13 protein-coding genes and 2 pseudogenes are annotated in these 15,672 nt (G+C 72.3%); 10 read left to right on the plus strand and 5 right to left on the minus strand.

From position 1 onward, the window contains the following. Positions 1–44: 44 nt before the first annotated feature. From G3I78_RS27855 to G3I78_RS27870, 4 genes and pseudogenes are all read right to left on the minus strand, one after another. Complete coding sequence (locus tag G3I78_RS27855; protein ID WP_164429352.1) at positions 45–1,835, minus strand: FAD-dependent monooxygenase; 1,791 nt, start codon at positions 1,833–1,835, stop codon at positions 45–47. A gap of 56 nt (positions 1,836–1,891) precedes the next feature. After that, positions 1,892–1,999 (minus strand): annotated as a pseudogene (locus G3I78_RS27860) (LysR family transcriptional regulator); the annotation flags it as partial. Positions 2,000–2,040: 41 nt separating this feature from the next. Beyond that, entirely contained in the window at positions 2,041–2,751 is a 711-nt protein-coding gene (locus G3I78_RS27865) for a nitroreductase (RefSeq protein ID WP_164429354.1), read from the minus strand. Positions 2,752–2,854: 103 nt separating this feature from the next. Beyond that, positions 2,855–3,361: a MarR family transcriptional regulator gene (locus G3I78_RS27870; RefSeq protein ID WP_164429356.1), complete on the minus strand. Its 507-nt coding sequence runs from the start codon at positions 3,359–3,361 to the stop codon at positions 2,855–2,857. Between the two features lie 173 nt (positions 3,362–3,534). On the opposite strand from G3I78_RS27870, the gene G3I78_RS27875 reads away from it, so the two are divergent. The 3 genes and pseudogenes from G3I78_RS27875 to G3I78_RS27885 all read left to right on the plus strand — a co-directional run bounded on the left by G3I78_RS27875 (position 3,535) and on the right by G3I78_RS27885 (position 6,884). Beyond that, entirely contained in the window at positions 3,535–5,244 is a 1,710-nt protein-coding gene (locus G3I78_RS27875) for a helix-turn-helix domain-containing protein (RefSeq protein WP_164429358.1), read from the plus strand. A gap of 77 nt (positions 5,245–5,321) precedes the next feature. Then, positions 5,322–5,423, plus strand: a pseudogene (locus G3I78_RS27880) (sugar phosphate isomerase/epimerase); the annotation flags it as partial. A 222-nt stretch (positions 5,424–5,645) separates the two neighbouring features. Further along, positions 5,646–6,884, plus strand: coding sequence for an MFS transporter (locus tag G3I78_RS27885; RefSeq protein WP_164429360.1), 1,239 nt, complete (start codon positions 5,646–5,648; stop codon positions 6,882–6,884). Between the two features lie 59 nt (positions 6,885–6,943). On the opposite strand, the gene G3I78_RS27890 is transcribed toward G3I78_RS27885, so the two are convergent. After that, the gene (locus tag G3I78_RS27890) at positions 6,944–7,879 is read right to left on the minus strand and encodes a LysR family transcriptional regulator (protein WP_164429362.1); all 936 of its coding nucleotides are present in this window, start codon (positions 7,877–7,879) and stop codon (positions 6,944–6,946) included. Between the two features lie 122 nt (positions 7,880–8,001). Here G3I78_RS27890 and G3I78_RS27895 point away from each other — a divergent pair, with 122 nt between their 5' ends. The 7 genes from G3I78_RS27895 (at position 8,002) to G3I78_RS27925 (ending at position 15,452) form a co-directional block, all read left to right on the plus strand. Then, positions 8,002–8,982, plus strand: coding sequence for a fumarylacetoacetate hydrolase family protein (locus tag G3I78_RS27895; protein WP_164429364.1), 981 nt, complete (start codon positions 8,002–8,004; stop codon positions 8,980–8,982). Then, entirely contained in the window at positions 8,979–9,935 is a 957-nt protein-coding gene (locus tag G3I78_RS27900; protein WP_164429366.1) for a cyclase family protein, read from the plus strand. The genes G3I78_RS27895 and G3I78_RS27900 overlap by 4 nt, the downstream gene beginning before the upstream one ends. 228 nt (positions 9,936–10,163) lie before the next feature. Then, positions 10,164–11,318: an FAD-dependent monooxygenase gene (locus tag G3I78_RS27905; RefSeq protein WP_164429368.1), complete on the plus strand. Its 1,155-nt coding sequence runs from the start codon at positions 10,164–10,166 to the stop codon at positions 11,316–11,318. Further along, the gene (locus tag G3I78_RS27910) at positions 11,315–12,316 is read left to right on the plus strand and encodes an amidohydrolase family protein (RefSeq protein WP_164429370.1); all 1,002 of its coding nucleotides are present in this window, start codon (positions 11,315–11,317) and stop codon (positions 12,314–12,316) included. Before G3I78_RS27905 ends, G3I78_RS27910 begins: the two co-directional genes overlap by 4 nt. A 4-nt stretch (positions 12,317–12,320) precedes the next feature. After that, entirely contained in the window at positions 12,321–13,259 is a 939-nt protein-coding gene (locus G3I78_RS27915; protein ID WP_164429372.1) for a VOC family protein, read from the plus strand. 25 nt (positions 13,260–13,284) lie between these two features. Then, the gene (locus G3I78_RS27920) at positions 13,285–14,244 is read left to right on the plus strand and encodes a fumarylacetoacetate hydrolase family protein (RefSeq protein WP_164429374.1); all 960 of its coding nucleotides are present in this window, start codon (positions 13,285–13,287) and stop codon (positions 14,242–14,244) included. A gap of 86 nt (positions 14,245–14,330) precedes the next feature. Further along, complete coding sequence (locus G3I78_RS27925) at positions 14,331–15,452, plus strand: PP2C family protein-serine/threonine phosphatase (RefSeq protein ID WP_164429376.1); 1,122 nt, start codon at positions 14,331–14,333, stop codon at positions 15,450–15,452. The last annotated feature ends 220 nt before the right edge of the window (positions 15,453–15,672 follow it).

Here is a 15,672-nt window from a genome sequence, read left to right on the forward strand (position 1 = left end):
GCTCCTCGTGCTCGACGGCGTTCCGCTTCTGCCATGGTCGCGCGTTATCGGGCGTGACCGAGGATTCGCCGCAGCGCGTCCGTCAGCAGCGCCTCGGCGTCCGGGGCCGCGGTCGCGTGCCGGAAGGCGACGAACCCGTCGGGCCGGACGAGCAGGGTGCCCGCGTCGGAGATCTCGCTCAGTCGCGCCCAGTCGCCGTACGGGTCCTCGTACTCCTGACCGGGCCCGACGACCACGACGGCGATCTCGGTGTCCTGGGCATCGGCGGCCAGGATCCAGTCCTCGCCGCCGATGCCGGTGAGGAGGGTGAAGCGGCCCTTGCCGACGGTGTCCAGCGTCGACAGGGTCCGGGTGCCCGAGGTGATCCAGGCGTGCGGGACGCGGGCGCCGGGGCGGGAGGTGGGCTGGTGGTGGAGTTCCGGGTCGCGGGCGAAGGTCTCCGCGCCTGACCCGTCCGGGACGACCGCGTCCGAGACGTAGCGCTGGTTGAGGTCGACGCCGTGCGCGTTGAACTCGTACACCTTGAAGGCGATGGCCTCGCGCAGCTTCGCCCGCTGCTTCTCGGCGGCCTCGGTGGCGTCCTTGCGGGCGGCGATGTTGGCCCAGAGCTGTTCGGGGGTCTGCGGGGAGAGTCCGTCCAGGGCGTCGAAGATGGGCGCGGTCTCGCCGATGGACTGGTTGGCGCGGGTGACGACCTGCTTGCCGATCGGGGCGCGTTCGGCGGTGTAGGTGTCGAGGAGCTTCGGGGAGGCGGTGCCGTCGAGGACGAGTTTCAGCTTCCAGGCGAGGTTGTAGGAGTCCTGGATCGAGGTGTTGGAGCCGAGCCCGTTGGACGGCGGGTGCCGGTGGGTGGCGTCGCCGGCGCAGAAGACCCGGCCGTCGGAGTAGGTCTCGGCGTACATCTCGTTGACGGTCCAGGCCGAGGACGACTTGATGGTCACCGGGATCCCGTCGTCGCCGACCAGCTGGCGTACGACGGACTCGGCGTACTCGGTCGTCAGGTCGGGGGCGCCCGCCTCGACGTCGTAGCCCCATACGATCAGCCACTCGTTCCACGGCCGCACGCAGCGTACGAGTCCCGCACCGATGCCGCCGACGGTCGCGCCCGGGGCGAGGACCCAGTAGAGGGTGGACGGGCGGTGGGCCGTGTACTTGCTGAGATCCGCCTCGAAGACGATGTTGATGCTGCCGGCCACGCCCATCTGGCCGCCCATCGGCAGCCCGGCGTCCTCGGCGACCTTCGAGCGGCCGCCGTCGGCGCCGATCAGGTACTTCGCGCGGATCTCGTACGTGTCCCCGCGCAGCCGGTCCCGGACGGTGGCCGTCACGCCGTCGGCGCCCTGGGTGTGGGAGAGGTACTCGGTCTCGAAGCGCAGGCTGGTGCCGCGGGCGACAGCCGCGTCGACGAGGACCGGCTCCATGAGGTGCTGGGGCATGTCGCACATGCGGGTGGGGCTGGCGAGTTCGTGGGCGGCCTGGACCAGGGGGTCGTTGCCCCAGGAGCGCACGCGGCCGAGTTCCTCACCGGCCAGGCTGGTGCAGAAGGTCGTGTTGCCCATCAGGTGCTGCGGCGTGGCCCGCGCGATGACGTCCTGTTCGACGCCGAGGTCGCGCAGAACCTCCATCGTGCGCTGGTTGGTGATGTGCGCGCGGGGGGTGTCGGCGAGGCTCGCGTAGCGGGTGACGACGAGGTTGGGCACGCCGTAGGTGCTCAGGGCGAGCGCGGCCGAGGCTCCGGCCGGGCCGCTGCCAACGATCAGGACGTCGGTCTCGACGACGGTGGGCACGAGGAGGCTCCTGGCGGGGTGACACGGACACCGGACAGTAATGATCATGGTGCGGTGTGCCGGACCACGGGTGTCTCATTACGAGACACCCGCGCGAGGGGGCGTCAGGGCAGCCAGTCGGTGCAGCGGGTGGGGGCGAGGTGCGCGCCCTTGTCGGTGACGACGCCGCCCTTGGCCACGGCGAACATCCCGGCGGCCGGGTCGGTGACGACCTGGGACCCGGTCAGCCCGGTGCCGCCGGTGACCGCGAACCTCATGACATGCCTTTCGCCGGGGATGGTCGTGGTTCGCCCTCCTGATCACCATCGACAAAGGTGACGGTCTCGGGCAGCGGTGCCCGGCCCGTGCGGGGGTGGACCACCGCGCTGTCCTCGAACCCGATGGACATGCCGCAGAAGAGAACGAGGCCGTCCGGGGGCGACAGGACCTCGGCGACCGTCCTGCGGTACACCGACCACGCCATCTGCGGGCAGCTGTGCAGTCCCTCGGCACGGAGCAGCAGCATGACGGTCTGGAGGTACATGCCGACGTCGGCCCACTGGGCGGCGCCCATGTCACGGTCGATATAGCAGAACAGGGCGGCGGGCGCGCCGAAGCAGTCCCAGTTGGCGGCGGCGGCCCGCTGACGTGCCTCCCAGTCCTCGCGGCCGATGCCCAGCGCGCCGTAGCGCTGCGCGCCGAAGGCCGAACGCCGTTCTCCGTAGGGGGACTTCAGCACGGGCGGGTACATCTCGTACTCCCGCTCGTCCCACGGGTCCTGCGCGGCCACCCGCTCACCGGCCCGCTTCTTGAGCTCGGCGAGCGGTGCTCCGGTCAGCACGTAGGCGTGCCACGGCTGGATGTTCGATCCGGACGGCGCCCAGGCCGCGGCCGCGAGCACACGCTCCAGCGTCTGTCTCGGAACGGGCCGGTCGGTGAACCCGCGCACCGCTCGTCGGCTCGTGACCGCCTCGTAGACGTCCAAGATCTTCTGCCTCCTCGGGCCTCTTGGTTACGTTCGAGAAAGTATCACTCGATACCATTGCAGAACGCAAATCGGCCTGGGAGGCGGACTCGCCCGGGCGGGGCTACGCCTGGTCGACCTCGGGGTGGGCGAACCGGGTCAGCAGATCCGCCAGTCGCTCCGGCTCTCCGGGCGCCAGCCCGGCGACCAGGCGCTCGGCCCGCGGCCCGGCCGCGACATGCGCCGCGTCGAACAGTTCCACGCCCGCCGGCGTGATCTCCACCGCCCGCACCCGCCGGTCCCCCGGCACGGGCCTGCGCACGGCGAGGCCCTTGCGCTCCAGGTCGTCCACGACCCGCATGATCCCGGCCTTGTCCGAGCCCGTCGCCGTGACCAGGTCGCGCTGCGCGGTGGGCCCGCGGTCGACCAGCACGATCAGCACGGCGAAGTGCCGCAGCTCGACGCCGAGGGGCTTGAGCGCCTCCTCCATCACCGCCGCCGCGCGCCAGTGCGCCCGGCGCAGCAGCAGCCCGAGCGCGAAGGGCGAGGCGTCGCCGGGGCGGTCGGTCAGACGCGGGACCGCGGTTCCGGCGGTTCCGGCGGTTCCGGGGGCGGCGTCGGGGGCGGTCATGGGGTCACCGTACAGTCGCCGTCGCGTTCGAGAACGTCTCGACCGACACCGCGCGCGATCCGCCACGCACGGCTGGCCCCCGCACGACTGGTCCCCGCACGTCCGCTCCACGCACCGCTCACCCCGGGGGCACTGGTTGTCCATTCAACCGAACCCGCTACGGTGGACCCGTCGTGACCACCACAGAGCACTCCCCCGCGGTCCACGCGCTCCCACCCCTGCGAGTGGCGCGTGAGCGCTTCCTGGCCGGGCGTCCGCTGCCCGACGGGGTGCCGGAGGAAGTCCTGGCGGCATGGCGGCGGGCTCGGTTCTTCGGTGTGCCGCACGACCTCAAAAAGCCTGCGGCTCCGCCCCGGCCGGTCGGTTCGGCGCTGCTCGGCGCCGCCCGCCCGGTGCTGGAACGGATCGCCCCCGCCCTGGGCACGGGCCGTTCCGTCCTCGTCCTCACCGACGCGCGGCTGCGGGTGCTGTGGACGTCCGGGAGCGCGCCCGGCATCGCCCCGTGCCCCGGCCTGTCGGAGCAGGAGGTCGGCCACAACAGCGCGGCCCTCGCCCTGCGCAACCGGTGCCGGGCCGAGGTGCACGGGCCCGAGCACTTCCTCGACGTCTGGCAGGACGTGTCGGCGGTCAGCGTCCCCGTCCTCGCGCCCAAGCGCGGACACGCTCTCGGCACCCTCACCGTCGCCTCCCACCTGTGCGGCGGATGCCCACCGCACCCGCAGGCGGGGCTCGCCGAGGCGGCCGCGATGGCGGTGGAGGCGGAACTGCTGGCCCGGGCCGGACGCCCCGAACAGGTCCTCCTGGACGCCTACTTGCGCACCGCGCGCGGCGAGGACCGGGCGGTGGTGGCACTGGACGGCCGCAACCGGCTGGTCAGCGCGGCGGCGGAGCGGCTGGCGACCCCGGAGGCGCTGCGGGCCCTTGAGCGTACGGCGGTGGCGGCACGGCAGACGGACGCGCCGGCGCCCGTCGAACTGCCCGAGGGGGCCGGGTGCACAGCCCGGATCGACGTGGTGCGGCAGGAGGGCGCGGTCATGGGGATCGTGGCCGTCCTGGAACCGCGGGACGAGAGCGCGCCCAGGCCCAGACCGCGACCGCTCCCCGCCCTGTCCGGCTCCTCCCTCCCGTGGCGGTACGCCGTCGAGCGCGCCGCCGAACTGGCCCGCGCCCCCGAGCCGTTGCTGCTCACCGGCGAACGTGGAACCGGGAAGACCTCCCTGGCGAGGGAGTTGCTGGGCCCGGCCGCCGTCCAGGTCGTCGACGCGGCCGAGGACGGTTCTCCCGAGGGGGACTTGGCCGGCTGGGCCGTCGGAGGCCCGCTGCTCCTGCGGCACGCCGAGCGCCTGACGCAGCCCGCCGTGGCCACCCTCAACTCCCTGCTCGACGAGCACCCGGACGCCCGGCTGGTGATCACCCACACACCCGGCACCCCACCGGGACCGTGTCTGCAACGGCTCCTCGACAAACTGGCAGCGCGAGCCGTCGCTCTGCCGCCGCTGCGGGAACGCGCCGAGGACATCCGGGAGTTGCTGGCCTCCCTCACCCCGCGCCCGGCACCGGGCAATCCGCCGCTGACCTGGTCCCTGGACGCCCTGCGCGCCCTCGAACAGCACCCGTGGCCCGGGAACGTCACCGAACTCGCCCATGTCGTACAGGCGTTGGCGGAGCACCGGCGGATCTCCGGGCCGGTCCGCCGCGCGGAACTCCCGGACGCCGTGCGCGAGGGGCCCGCCGTCCGGCCTCTCAGTCCGATGGAACACGCCGAGCGCGCCACCATCCTGGAGACCCTGCACCGCCACGGAGGCAACAAGTCCAGCGCGGCGGCGGCCCTGGGGATCGGCCGGGCGACGCTGTACCGCAAGCTGCGGGAGTACGAGGGCTGAGGTCCACCAGGGAGGGCTGAGGGCCACCGGGAAGGACGGAGGTCCACCGCGGAGAGCTGAGGGCCACCGGGGAGGGCTTCGACGGCGTGGCCACCGCGTGCGTCTTCGGCTGGGAGGAACGGGCCCTGGATTCCTCGGCGTTCATGCCGGACCGGATCACCAGGGAACTCGGTGGGTAGCCCGACGGGGCCGGCTCATCCACCCCGTGGATGAGCCGGATACGGGATTCGGATCGCGTGGAGGATGGCGGCGGGCCGCCGGGACCGCCCATAGTCGTGCCAGCCCGCACGCCGCCGTCCGGACCACCGCCGGTGTGCGGACCTCACCGGCATGCCGTGCGCCGTCGCAGGCGCACCGCTCACGGCATGCCCGTCTCCCGTACGCCGTCCCCTGGAGTCGTCATGCCCGGATCCGTGCCCCCGTCCCCCGCCGCGGTGGACACCACCGCCGTCGAGCCCGTCCCCGTCACGGGCCCGGCCCATCTGCTGCGGGTGACCCTGCTGATGGCCGGCAGCTGTCTGCCGATCCTCGGCGCGGTCCTCATCGCCCCCGTGCTGCCGAAGATGCAGGACCACTTCGCGTCGGTACCGGGGGCGAAGGCCCTGGTGCCGCTGGCGCTGACCGTGCCCGCGCTGTCGCTCGCGCTGCTGGCGCCGTTCGCCGGGGTGATCGTGGACCGGCTCGGGCGCAAGCGGCTGCTGATCGTGGCGACACTGCTGTACGCCGTGTTCGGTACGGCGCCGCTGTGGCTGTCGTCCCTGGGGGCGATCATCGTGAGCCGGGCGCTGGTCGGGGTCACCGAGGCCGCGATCATGACGTGCTGCACGACCCTGATCGGGGACTACTACTCGGGTCGGCGGCGGGTGAAGTACCTGGCCCTGCAGACGATGTGCGCGTCCGCCTCAGCGACCGTGTTCTTCGTGCTGGGTGGGGTCGCGGGGGCGGCCGGGTGGCGGGTGCCGTTCTGGGTGTACGCCGTGAGTCTGGTGCTGGCCCCGCTGATGGTGGCCGCGCTGCCCGGCCCCACGGTCCGCGGCGCCACGGCCCTGACCCCGGCCACGGCTCGACGGCCCTTCCCCTGGCGGCAGTTGGGCGGCGTCTGCGGGCTCACCTTCTTCGGGGCGATGGTCTTCTACACGGTGCCGGTCGAGATGTCGTACCTGCTCGACGACCTCGGGGTGTCCGACTCCGGGATGATCGGACTGTCCACTGCCGTCGCCAGCGCGGCGACCGTGGGCGGGGCGGTCGCCTTCGCCCGGCTGAAGCGGGCGCCCGATCCGATGCTGCCCGCCGTGTTCGCGGTCTGCGCGGCGGGGTTCGGGGTGATGTTCCTCGCGGGGAGCGCGCCGCTGCTGGTGGCCGGTGCGGTGATCAACTGCGTGGGTACGGGCATGTTGTTGCCGGCGCTGCTGACCGGTGCGATGTCCCGGCTGGCGTTCGAGGATCGCGGGCGTGGGACCGGGCTGTGGATGGCGGCGTTCTTCGGCGGGGAGTTCGTCTGTCCGCTGGTGCTGCTCGCCGGGGAGTCCGTGGTGGGGAGTCTGGCGGGGGCCGTGGGGGTGCTGGGGGTGACCTCGCTGCTTGTCGCCGTGGGGCTGACCGCCGTACGTTCTCGGCCGCTTTCCGAAGACGTGGTCTGACCGCATCGGGGGCTTTCCTTCAACCGCGAAGCCGCACATCCGTACGACCCCGCGCCCCTTCAGGGTGCTTGCGCGCCCGTCGGACCCGCGTCTCCCGTCAGGGTCGCTCCCACTTCCTGGGCCTTCCGGCGCAGCCAGATGTGGGCCGCGTCCTGGGTGTGGACGGGGTGCCACCACAGGGCCTGCCGGACCGGGACCGCCTCGAAGGGACAGGGCAGGACGCGGACGGCGGCGGAGCGGACCGCTCCGCGGGCCAGGCGCTCCTGGATCATGGCCACGCGGCGGGTGCCCTCGACCATGTGGGGCAGGAGCTGGAAGGTCTGCACCGACACCTCCACCCGGGGGCTGATGCCGATCATGCTGAGCTGACGGGCCGCGCCGGCGTCGTAGGGACGCTGGTAGACCGCCCAGGGCAGGCGGGCCAGCAGGTCGAGGGTGAGTTCGTCGCCGACCTCGTGGTTGTCGTCGGCGACCAGGAACAGCCAGCGGTCCTGGTAGAGGTCGACGCCGGGGAAGCCGTCGATGACGCCGTGCGGCATCAGCAGTCCGTCGACCGTGCTGAGGACGGTCGCGGTGTTCTCCACGATGGTGGGCGCCGGGTGCTGGAAGGTGACCCGGATGCCGGGTGCCTCCTCGTGCAGGGCGCGGGAGAGCGGGGCGCCGAACGCTGCCGCGCCGTAGTCCGAGGCCAGCAGCGTGAACTCGCGGGTCTCGGCGGCCGGGTCGAAGTCGGCCTGGCTGGCGAAGACCCGCTCCAGGAGGTCGCAGGCCGTCGCGCTGCGGTCGCGCAGGGCCGCGCCGAGCGGGGTGAGTTCGTAGGCGTTCCCGGTGCGGGCGAGCAGTTCGTCGTCGAAATGGCGGCGCAGCCGGGACAGGGCCGCGCTCATGGCGGGCTGGCTGAGTCCCACGCGTTCGCCGGCCCGGGTGACATTGCGTTCCTCCAGGAGGGCGCGCAGGGCCACGACCAGGTTGAGGTCGAGTCGGGACAGGTTCACCGGCACCACCGAGCAGCTCGGAACGAGTATCCACGCCGTGGATTCACCGAATCCACAGGATTGATTTCCGTGATTGACACATCGAGGTCAGAGTAGACCGCAACCCAGCGGGAGGAAATCTCATGGCCACGCTCGCGCAACCTGCCGGCCCGTTCGCGCTCGGCACGTTCTCCGCCCCCGATGGGGCGCCCTTCCCCGGTCTCCTGGCCGGGGAGCGGGTCCTCGATCTGAGCAGGGCTCTCGACTGGGCACCGTCCGGCATACGTGCCGTCCTGGAGCGGTGGGAGGAGATCCTCCCCGTGCTGCACTCCCTCGCCGACGACCCCTCGCTCGACCGGCGGCCGCTCGCGGGCCTGCGGGTGCACGCCCCGGTCGAGCCCCGGCAGGTCTTCCAGTCCGGCGCCAACTACCGGCAGCACGTGATCGACCTGGAGGTCGCGCACCGCTCCCCCGACGATCCCCGCACGGTCGAGGAGGCGCGGGCGGAGATCGCCGCGGTGATGGACCGGCGGGCCGCCGAGGACCTGCCGTACGTGTTCATCGGGCTGCCGAGCGCGATCACCGGCCCCTACGACGATGTCGTGCTGCCCTCCTGGGCCGAACAGCCCGACTGGGAGCTGGAGTTGGCCGTCGTCATCGGGAGGGTCGCCGAGCGGGTGCCGGTCGAGGAGGCCCTGGAGTACGTCGCCGGGTACACGATCGCCAACGACCTCACCGACCGGGCCTCCGTCTTCCGCCGGGACATGAAGGCCATCGGCACCGACTGGCTGCGCAGCAAGAACGCGCCCGGGTTCACCCCGCTCGGGCCGTGGATCGTGCCGGCCGGGTCGATCGCCGACCCCGGTGACCTGCGGGTCACGCTGAAGCTCAACGGGGACACCATGCAGGACGAGTCCACGAAGGACATGCTGTTCGGGGTGGCCCGGCTGGTGTCGTACATCTCGCAGACCGCCGAACTGCTGCCCGGTGACCTGGTGTTGACCGGCAGCCCGGCCGGGAACGGCATCCACTGGGGCCGGTTGCTGCGCGACGGCGACGTGATGGAGGGGTCCGTCACCGGGCTCGGTGCCCAGCGCACCCGCTGTGTGGCGGAGGCGCTGTGAACCGCCGGGACCCCGAGGGCGCGATCGCCGAGGCCGCCAAGGCGTACTCGAACTGGGGGCGTTGGGGCGCGGACGACGTGCTGGGCACGCTGAACTTCCTCGACGAGGCCAAGCGCCGCGAGGGTGCCGCGCTGGTCCGGCGGGGTACGAGCTTCTCGCTGTCGCAGCGGTTCGACATGGACGGCCCGCAGAAGGGCTGGCGGCGGCGCACCAACCCGGTGCACACCATGCTGGACACGGGCACCGACGCCGCCCTCGGCAACCAGGGCTTCCCGCACGGCATCGGCGGCGCCGACGACGTGATCGCGATGCCGCTCCAGTGCTCCACGCAGTGGGACGGGCTCGGGCACATCTTCGACCACGGCAGGGCCTGGAACGGCCGGGACGCCGCGACCACGGTCACCTCGGACGGCGACCTCGTCACCGGCATCGAGCACATGGCGCCGTACGTCGCCGGTCGCGGGGTGCTCCTGGACGTGGGCCGCGTGATCGGCACCGACGGTGAGCTGCCCGACGGTTTCGCCGTCACCGAGGAGCATCTGACCGCGACCGCCGAGGCGAACGGTGTGGCCGTCGGGCGCGGCGACATCGTGCTCGTGCGCACCGGGCAGCTGGCCCGGGTGCGGCGCGGCGGCTGGGGCGACTACGCGGGCGGTCCGGCACCCGGGCTGTCCTTCACCACGGCCGGCTGGCTGCACGCCCGCGAGATCGCCGCGATCGCCACCGACACCTGGGGTTTCGAGGTCCGGCCCAACGAGTTCGACGACGCCTTCCAGCCGCTGCACCAGGTCGTCATCCCCAACATGGGCCTGCTGATCGGCGAGATGTGGGACCTCGACACGCTCGCCGCGGACTGCGCGGACGACGGTGTGTACGAGTTCTGGCTCACCGCCGCTCCCCTGCCGATCACCGGCGCGGTCGGCTCCCCCGTGAACCCGGTCGCCGTGAAGTAACCGCCCGGCTCCCGGCTCCCGGCCCTTCCCCGCCCACGCCCACGCCCACGCCCACGCCCCGGAACCGTCGCCCTCCCCGGACCCCACCGGCGCACCCGCTCCGCACCCGTCCCCCCGTCCCCACCCCTGATCCGCATCCCCGTCCCCACCCTGGCCCGCTCCCCCGGCGGGCGAGAGCCGCATCCCGCCGCCCGAAGTCGCGCGGCCCGTTCCCGGGAGTTCCCCGACATGGCTCACAGCACCGACAGATCCGTCCTGGTCATCGGCGGAGGCACCTCCGGCAACGCCCTGACCGTCCTGCTCCGCCGGGCCGGCATCGCCGTCGACCTGGTCGAGGCGAGCCCCGACTGGAAGGCCTCGGCAGGCGCTGGGATCACCCTCCAGGGCAACGCCCTGCGGGTCCTGCGCGAGGTGGGCGTCCTTCCGGGCGTCGAGGAGCACGGTTACGCCGCGGAAGGCGTCGCCCTCCTCGCCCCCGACGGCACCGTGCTGCAGGCCCACGAGGAGCTGCGCACCGGCGGGGACGACCTGCCCGCCCACATCGGCATGGAGCGCCCGGTGCTCCAGCGGCTCCTCATCGACGCGGTCCGCGGTTCGGGCGCCGACGTCCGCCTCGGCACCACGGCCACCGCCTTCGCACAGGACGACAAGGGCGTCGAGGTGACCTTCTCGGACGGCACGGACCGGCGCTACGACCTGGTGGTGGGCGCCGACGGGCTGAACTCCGCCACCCGCCGGGCGATCGGGATCACCGAAGGACCCGAGCCGGTCGGCATGGGCATCTGGCGGGCTCCGGCGCCCCGCCCCGCCGGTGTCACCCGCACCGAGATGATCTACGGCGGCCCGTGCTTCATCGCCGGGTACTGCCCGACCGGCGAGACCACCGTGTACGCGTATCTCGTCGAACGGGCCCGCGACCGGGCCTCCCTGGACCTGGGCGGGTACGCCGACGAGATGCGGTCGCTGAGCGAGGGGTACGGCGGGGTGTGGCCGCAGCTGCGTGCCGCGTTCACCGATCCGAAGGCCGTCAACTACACGTGGTTCGACCGGCACTTGGTGGAGGGCGCCTGGCACCGGGGCCGGGTCGTGCTGGTCGGGGACGCCGTCCACGCCTGTCCGCCGACCTTCGCCCAGGGCGCGGCGATGTCCCTGGAGGACGTCCTGGTCCTCGCCGAGCTGCTGGCCGCGGCCGGCTCCGACGACTGGGGCCCGGCGCCCCTGGACCGGCTCCTCACCGGCTACCGCGCCCGGCGGATGGCCCGGGTGCGCATGGTCGTCGACGCCTCCGTGCAGCTCGCCCGGTGGCTGCTGGACGGCGAGCGCGACGCCGACGTGCCCGGGCTGATGTTCCGCACCCTGAGCGTCCTGAAGGAACTGCCGTGACCGATCCCACCCCGACGATCGACGTCCACGCCCACCTGCTGCTGCCCGAGGTCGAGGAGGCGGTCGCCGGTCATCCCGGTCTCGCCGAGGCCCGCGCCCTGGACGCGCGCCGCAACGGCCCGGCGGCGCTGGCCGTGAACGGGCCCATGGTCGGCGCGCGGGTGCCGAGGCTGACGGACGTCTCGGTGCGGCTGGCGGCGATGGACGCGCAGGGCGTGGACGTACAGCTGGTGAGCCCGTCGCCGTCGCACTACCACTACTGGGCCGGACCCGAACTCGCCGACCGGATCTGCCGGTCGGCCAACGAGACCACGGCGGCGCACTGCGCGAAGGCCCCCGACCGGCTGCACGGCCTGGGCCTGGTCCCGCTCCAACACCCGGACCTGACGGCCGAGTTGCTCGACCACGCGCTGGACCAGGGGCTGCGGGGCGTGGAGATCTCCTCGCACGCGCCCGGCCGCGAACTGTCGGACCCGGCCTACGAGCCCTTCTGGACCCGGGCCGCGGAGACTGGCGCGCTCGTCCTCCTGCACCCCTTCGGCTGCACGCTCGACGAGCGCCTGGACCGGTGGTACCTGTCCAACACGGTGGGCCAGCCCGTCGAGAACGCCGTCGCCCTCTCCCATCTGATCTTCTCCGGCGTCCTGGACCGGCATCCGGGCCTGAAGCTGATCGCGGCGCACGGCGGCGGCTATCTGCCCACCCACATCGGCCGCTCCGACCACGCCTGGCGGGCCCGCCCCGACGCCCTCGGCTGCGCGCGGGAGCCGAGCAGTTACCTGCGGCGGCTCTACTTCGACTCCCTGGTCCACGACCCGTACGTACTGCTGGAGTTGATCCGTGTCGCCGGGCCGGACCGGGTCCTGCTCGGCTCCGACTTCCCCTTCGACATGGGCACCGAGGACCCGCTCGCCGCACTGCGCGCCGCGGACCTGCCCGAGCACCACTTCCACGCCGTACGGGGCGGCAACGCCGCCGCCCTCCTCCGGAAGGACTGACACCATGGGCGCACGCCTGCTCACCCACCTGCGGCACGTCGACCTGGCCGTGCCGGACTACGACAAGCAGCTCGACTTCTACGCCGGCGTCTGGGGCCTGACCAAGGTCGCCGAGGACTCCGGGATCTCCTTCCTGGCCGCCGAGGGCAGCCCCGAGCAGTATGTGATCCGGCTGCGCAAGGCCGAGGAGAAGCGGCTCGACCTGGTGTCCTACGGCGCCGCGAGCGCGGCCGACGTGGACACCCTCGCCGAGCAACTGCTCGCGGGCGGAGTGCAGTTGATCTCCCGGCCGGGCAAGGTCGACACCCCGGGGGGCGGTTACGGCTTCCGCTTCTTCGACGTCGACGGCCGGACCATCGAGGTCTCCGCCGACGTCGAGGTACGGCAGCACCGCAAGATCGAGGAGAAGGAGGCCATCCCGGTCAAGCTCTCCCATGTCGTCCTCAACTCGCCGGACCTCGACAGGACCCGGGACTGGTACGCGACGCACCTCGGCTTCCGGCTCTCCGACACCCTGCACTCGCCGCGCATGGGCGAGGTCATGCACTTCATGCGGATCAGCAATCAGCACCACTCGATGGCGCTGGCGAAGGGTCCGCACACCTCGCTGCACCACGTCTCCTTCGAGATGCGCGGGCTGGACGAGTACATGCGCGGTTCGGGGCGGGTGATGCGGGCGGGCTTCAAGAAGGTCTGGGGGCCGGGCCGGCACATGGCGGGCAACAACACCTTCACGTACTTCCTCGACCCGCACGGCAACACGGTCGAGTACACGACGGAGTTGGAGGTCCTCGACGAGGACACCTGGCATCCGCACGTCTACGACTTCTCCCGCCCCGAGGTCACCGACCAGTGGGGCACGGCCAACCCGATGAACGAGCTGGTCGCCAAGGAGTCCTTCAACGACGTCGACCGGGGCGTGTTCGTCGCCCCGCCGGTCTGACCCCGCCTCCACCACAGGATCCGCCATGCGCTTCGCAACGTACGAACACCGCGGCCGGCACCAGGTGGCCGTCGTCGACGAGGACGACCGCCTCCGTCCGCTGCCCGGTGTCCGGTCCCTGACCGCTCTGCTCGCCGAGGGAGGCGGGCTGCCCGGACCGCCCGACGTCCCGGCCGGCCCCCATGTGTCCGAGGTGCGGCTGCTGCCGCCTCTCCAGCCGCCCACCGTGCGGGACTTCGTCACCTTCGAGGAGCATGTCGAGGGCGTCCGCCGGTCCGTGGACGGTGCGGCCGGGGTGCCGGAGCAGTGGTACGCGGCGCCGACGTTCTACTTCACCAACCCGTACGCGGTGTACGGCCCCGGTGACGACATCCCGGTGCCACCGGGGTCGGCCGTGCTCGACTTCGAGCTGGAGGTCGCCGCCGTGATCGGCAGGGAGGGCCGCGACCTCTCCCCCGAACAGGCGCGGGAGCACATCGTCGGCTACACGGTGCTCAACGACTGGTCGGCCCGTGACCTCCAGTCCGCCGAGATGCGGGTGGGCCTCGGCCCCTGCAAGGGCAAGGACACGGCCACCACGCTGGGCCCGTACCTGGTCACCGCCGACGAGCTGGAGGGGTACCGGGACGCGGACGGGTTCCTGCGGCTGGCGCTGACGGCCTCGGTGAACGGTGCGACCGTCGGCGAGGATCTGCTGTCCCACATGAGCTGGACGTTCGAGGAGATGGTCGCCTACGCCTCACGCGGGACCTGGGTGCGCCCCGGTGACGTCCTCGGCTCGGGCACCTGCGGCAACGGCGGCTGCCTCGCGGAGCTGTGGGGGCTGCGCGGCGAGCAGGACCCACCGCCGCTGAAGCCGGGCGACACGGTCACCCTGACCGTCGAGGGCGTCGGCAGCCTCACCAACACGGTGGTGGAGGGGGTGGACCCGGTGCCGGTGCCGCGCGCCCGGCGCCGTACCGAAGCTTCGACCCAGCGTGTTTGAAACTTCAACCTAGGGCGGGGCGGCGCGCGGGCTCACAGCGGAGCTGCATACCGTAGAGGGAGATCACCACCTCCCCGGGAGCACGCATGACCGGTATTCGCCGCAAGAGATCCGGCGAGGCCTTCGACACCATCGAGCCTCCGGGGAACACCCAGCTCGTCGCCTCGGTGGTGACGATCACGGGCGTGGTGGAGCTGCTCGGCGCGCTGTCCGGGTCCGAGGTGTGGCTGCTCGGGCTGCTGGTGTTCCTGCCCGGAGCCGCCTCGGCGCTGGGCACGGTCCGCCAGACGACGTTCGTCGCCGTGTGGACCACGGTCGTCGTCACCGCCAGTGTGCTGCTGCGGGACCGGGACGCGGGCCACTGGTTCGACCGGCTCCTGCTGATCCTTTTCACCCTCGGCCTGGCCGCGACCTCCGTCTACGGCTGTCACCGGCGGATCAGGCGCGAGCACGCGATGCTGCGCCTGCGCTCCACCGCCGCGGCCATGCAGCGGCACATCCTGCACCCGCTGCCCCTGCTGACCGACGACGTCCTGGTCAACGGCGTGTACGAGCCGCTCCAGGAGGACCGGCTGGTCGGCGGCGACATCTACGACGTGGTCGACTCGCCCTTCGGGACCCGGGTGCTGATCGGGGACGTGCAGGGCAAGGGGCTGACCGCCGTGGGGGCCGCGTTCGCCGTCATCGGCGCCTTCCGCGAGGCCGCGCACCGCGAGCCGACCCTCACCGCGCTCGCCGACGCCCTGGACGCGGCGGTCGTGCGGCACAACTCCTACGCCACGCACACCGGCGACGACGAGCGCTTCGTCACCGCCCTCGTCGTCGGGGTCGACGCGGAGACCGAGGTGCAGGCCGTCAACTGCGGACACGTCCTGCCCTACGTCCTGTACGACGGCGAGGTCAGCGTCCCCGACCTCGACACCGGTGTCCCGCTGGGCCTCGCCGAACTCGCCGACGAGCCGACGACCGTGGGCTGGTTCGACTTCCCCGACGGCGCGACGCTGGTGCTGAGCACCGACGGTCTCACCGAGACGCGCTCCGCGGACGGCACCTTCTACCCGGTCGACGAGCGGCTGGCGAAGTACGTGGCGCTCTCCGCCAACGATCTGCCGCAGACCCTGCACGACGACGCCCGCGCCTTCGCCGACCGCGGCGGCCCGCACGACGACGTGGCGGTCCTCACGGTCCGCCGCTCCCGACGCCACTGACCCACCACTTCACCACTTCACCACTTCACCAACGGCCACTGTTTCCTCACAACATTCGACAAAAGCCGAGCCCCAAGTGAACTCACGGTGCTAGGAATTGGCCGAAGATGCTCGTGTTGCGCACCCTCCCTCCGGATCGGTCACCGAGTCGATCTGAACAACTTCCCATGGGCGACACGTTGAGAGAGTGCAGCAACGCGAACCGTGACCGTGAGGACGA

This window comes from Streptomyces sp. SID13726 (assembly GCF_010548375.1).
In the GTDB taxonomy this organism is placed as follows: domain Bacteria; phylum Actinomycetota; class Actinomycetes; order Streptomycetales; family Streptomycetaceae; genus Streptomyces.

Excerpts from the sequence above, each read along its gene's own strand:
- G3I78_RS27855 (WP_164429352.1), bottom strand. The coding sequence starts at position 1,835 with ATGATCATTACTGTCCGGTGTCCGTGTCACCCCGCCAGGAGCCTCCTC.
- G3I78_RS27870 (WP_164429356.1), bottom strand. The coding sequence starts at position 3,361 with ATGACCGCCCCCGACGCCGCCCCCGGAACCGCCGGAACCGCCGGAACC.
- G3I78_RS27885 (WP_164429360.1), top strand. The coding sequence starts at position 5,646 with ATGCCCGGATCCGTGCCCCCGTCCCCCGCCGCGGTGGACACCACCGCC.
- G3I78_RS27895 (WP_164429364.1), top strand. The coding sequence starts at position 8,002 with ATGGCCACGCTCGCGCAACCTGCCGGCCCGTTCGCGCTCGGCACGTTC.
- G3I78_RS27905 (WP_164429368.1), top strand. The coding sequence starts at position 10,164 with ATGGCTCACAGCACCGACAGATCCGTCCTGGTCATCGGCGGAGGCACC.
- G3I78_RS27915 (WP_164429372.1), top strand. The coding sequence starts at position 12,321 with ATGGGCGCACGCCTGCTCACCCACCTGCGGCACGTCGACCTGGCCGTG.
- G3I78_RS27920 (WP_164429374.1), top strand. The coding sequence starts at position 13,285 with ATGCGCTTCGCAACGTACGAACACCGCGGCCGGCACCAGGTGGCCGTC.
- G3I78_RS27925 (WP_164429376.1), top strand. The coding sequence starts at position 14,331 with ATGACCGGTATTCGCCGCAAGAGATCCGGCGAGGCCTTCGACACCATC.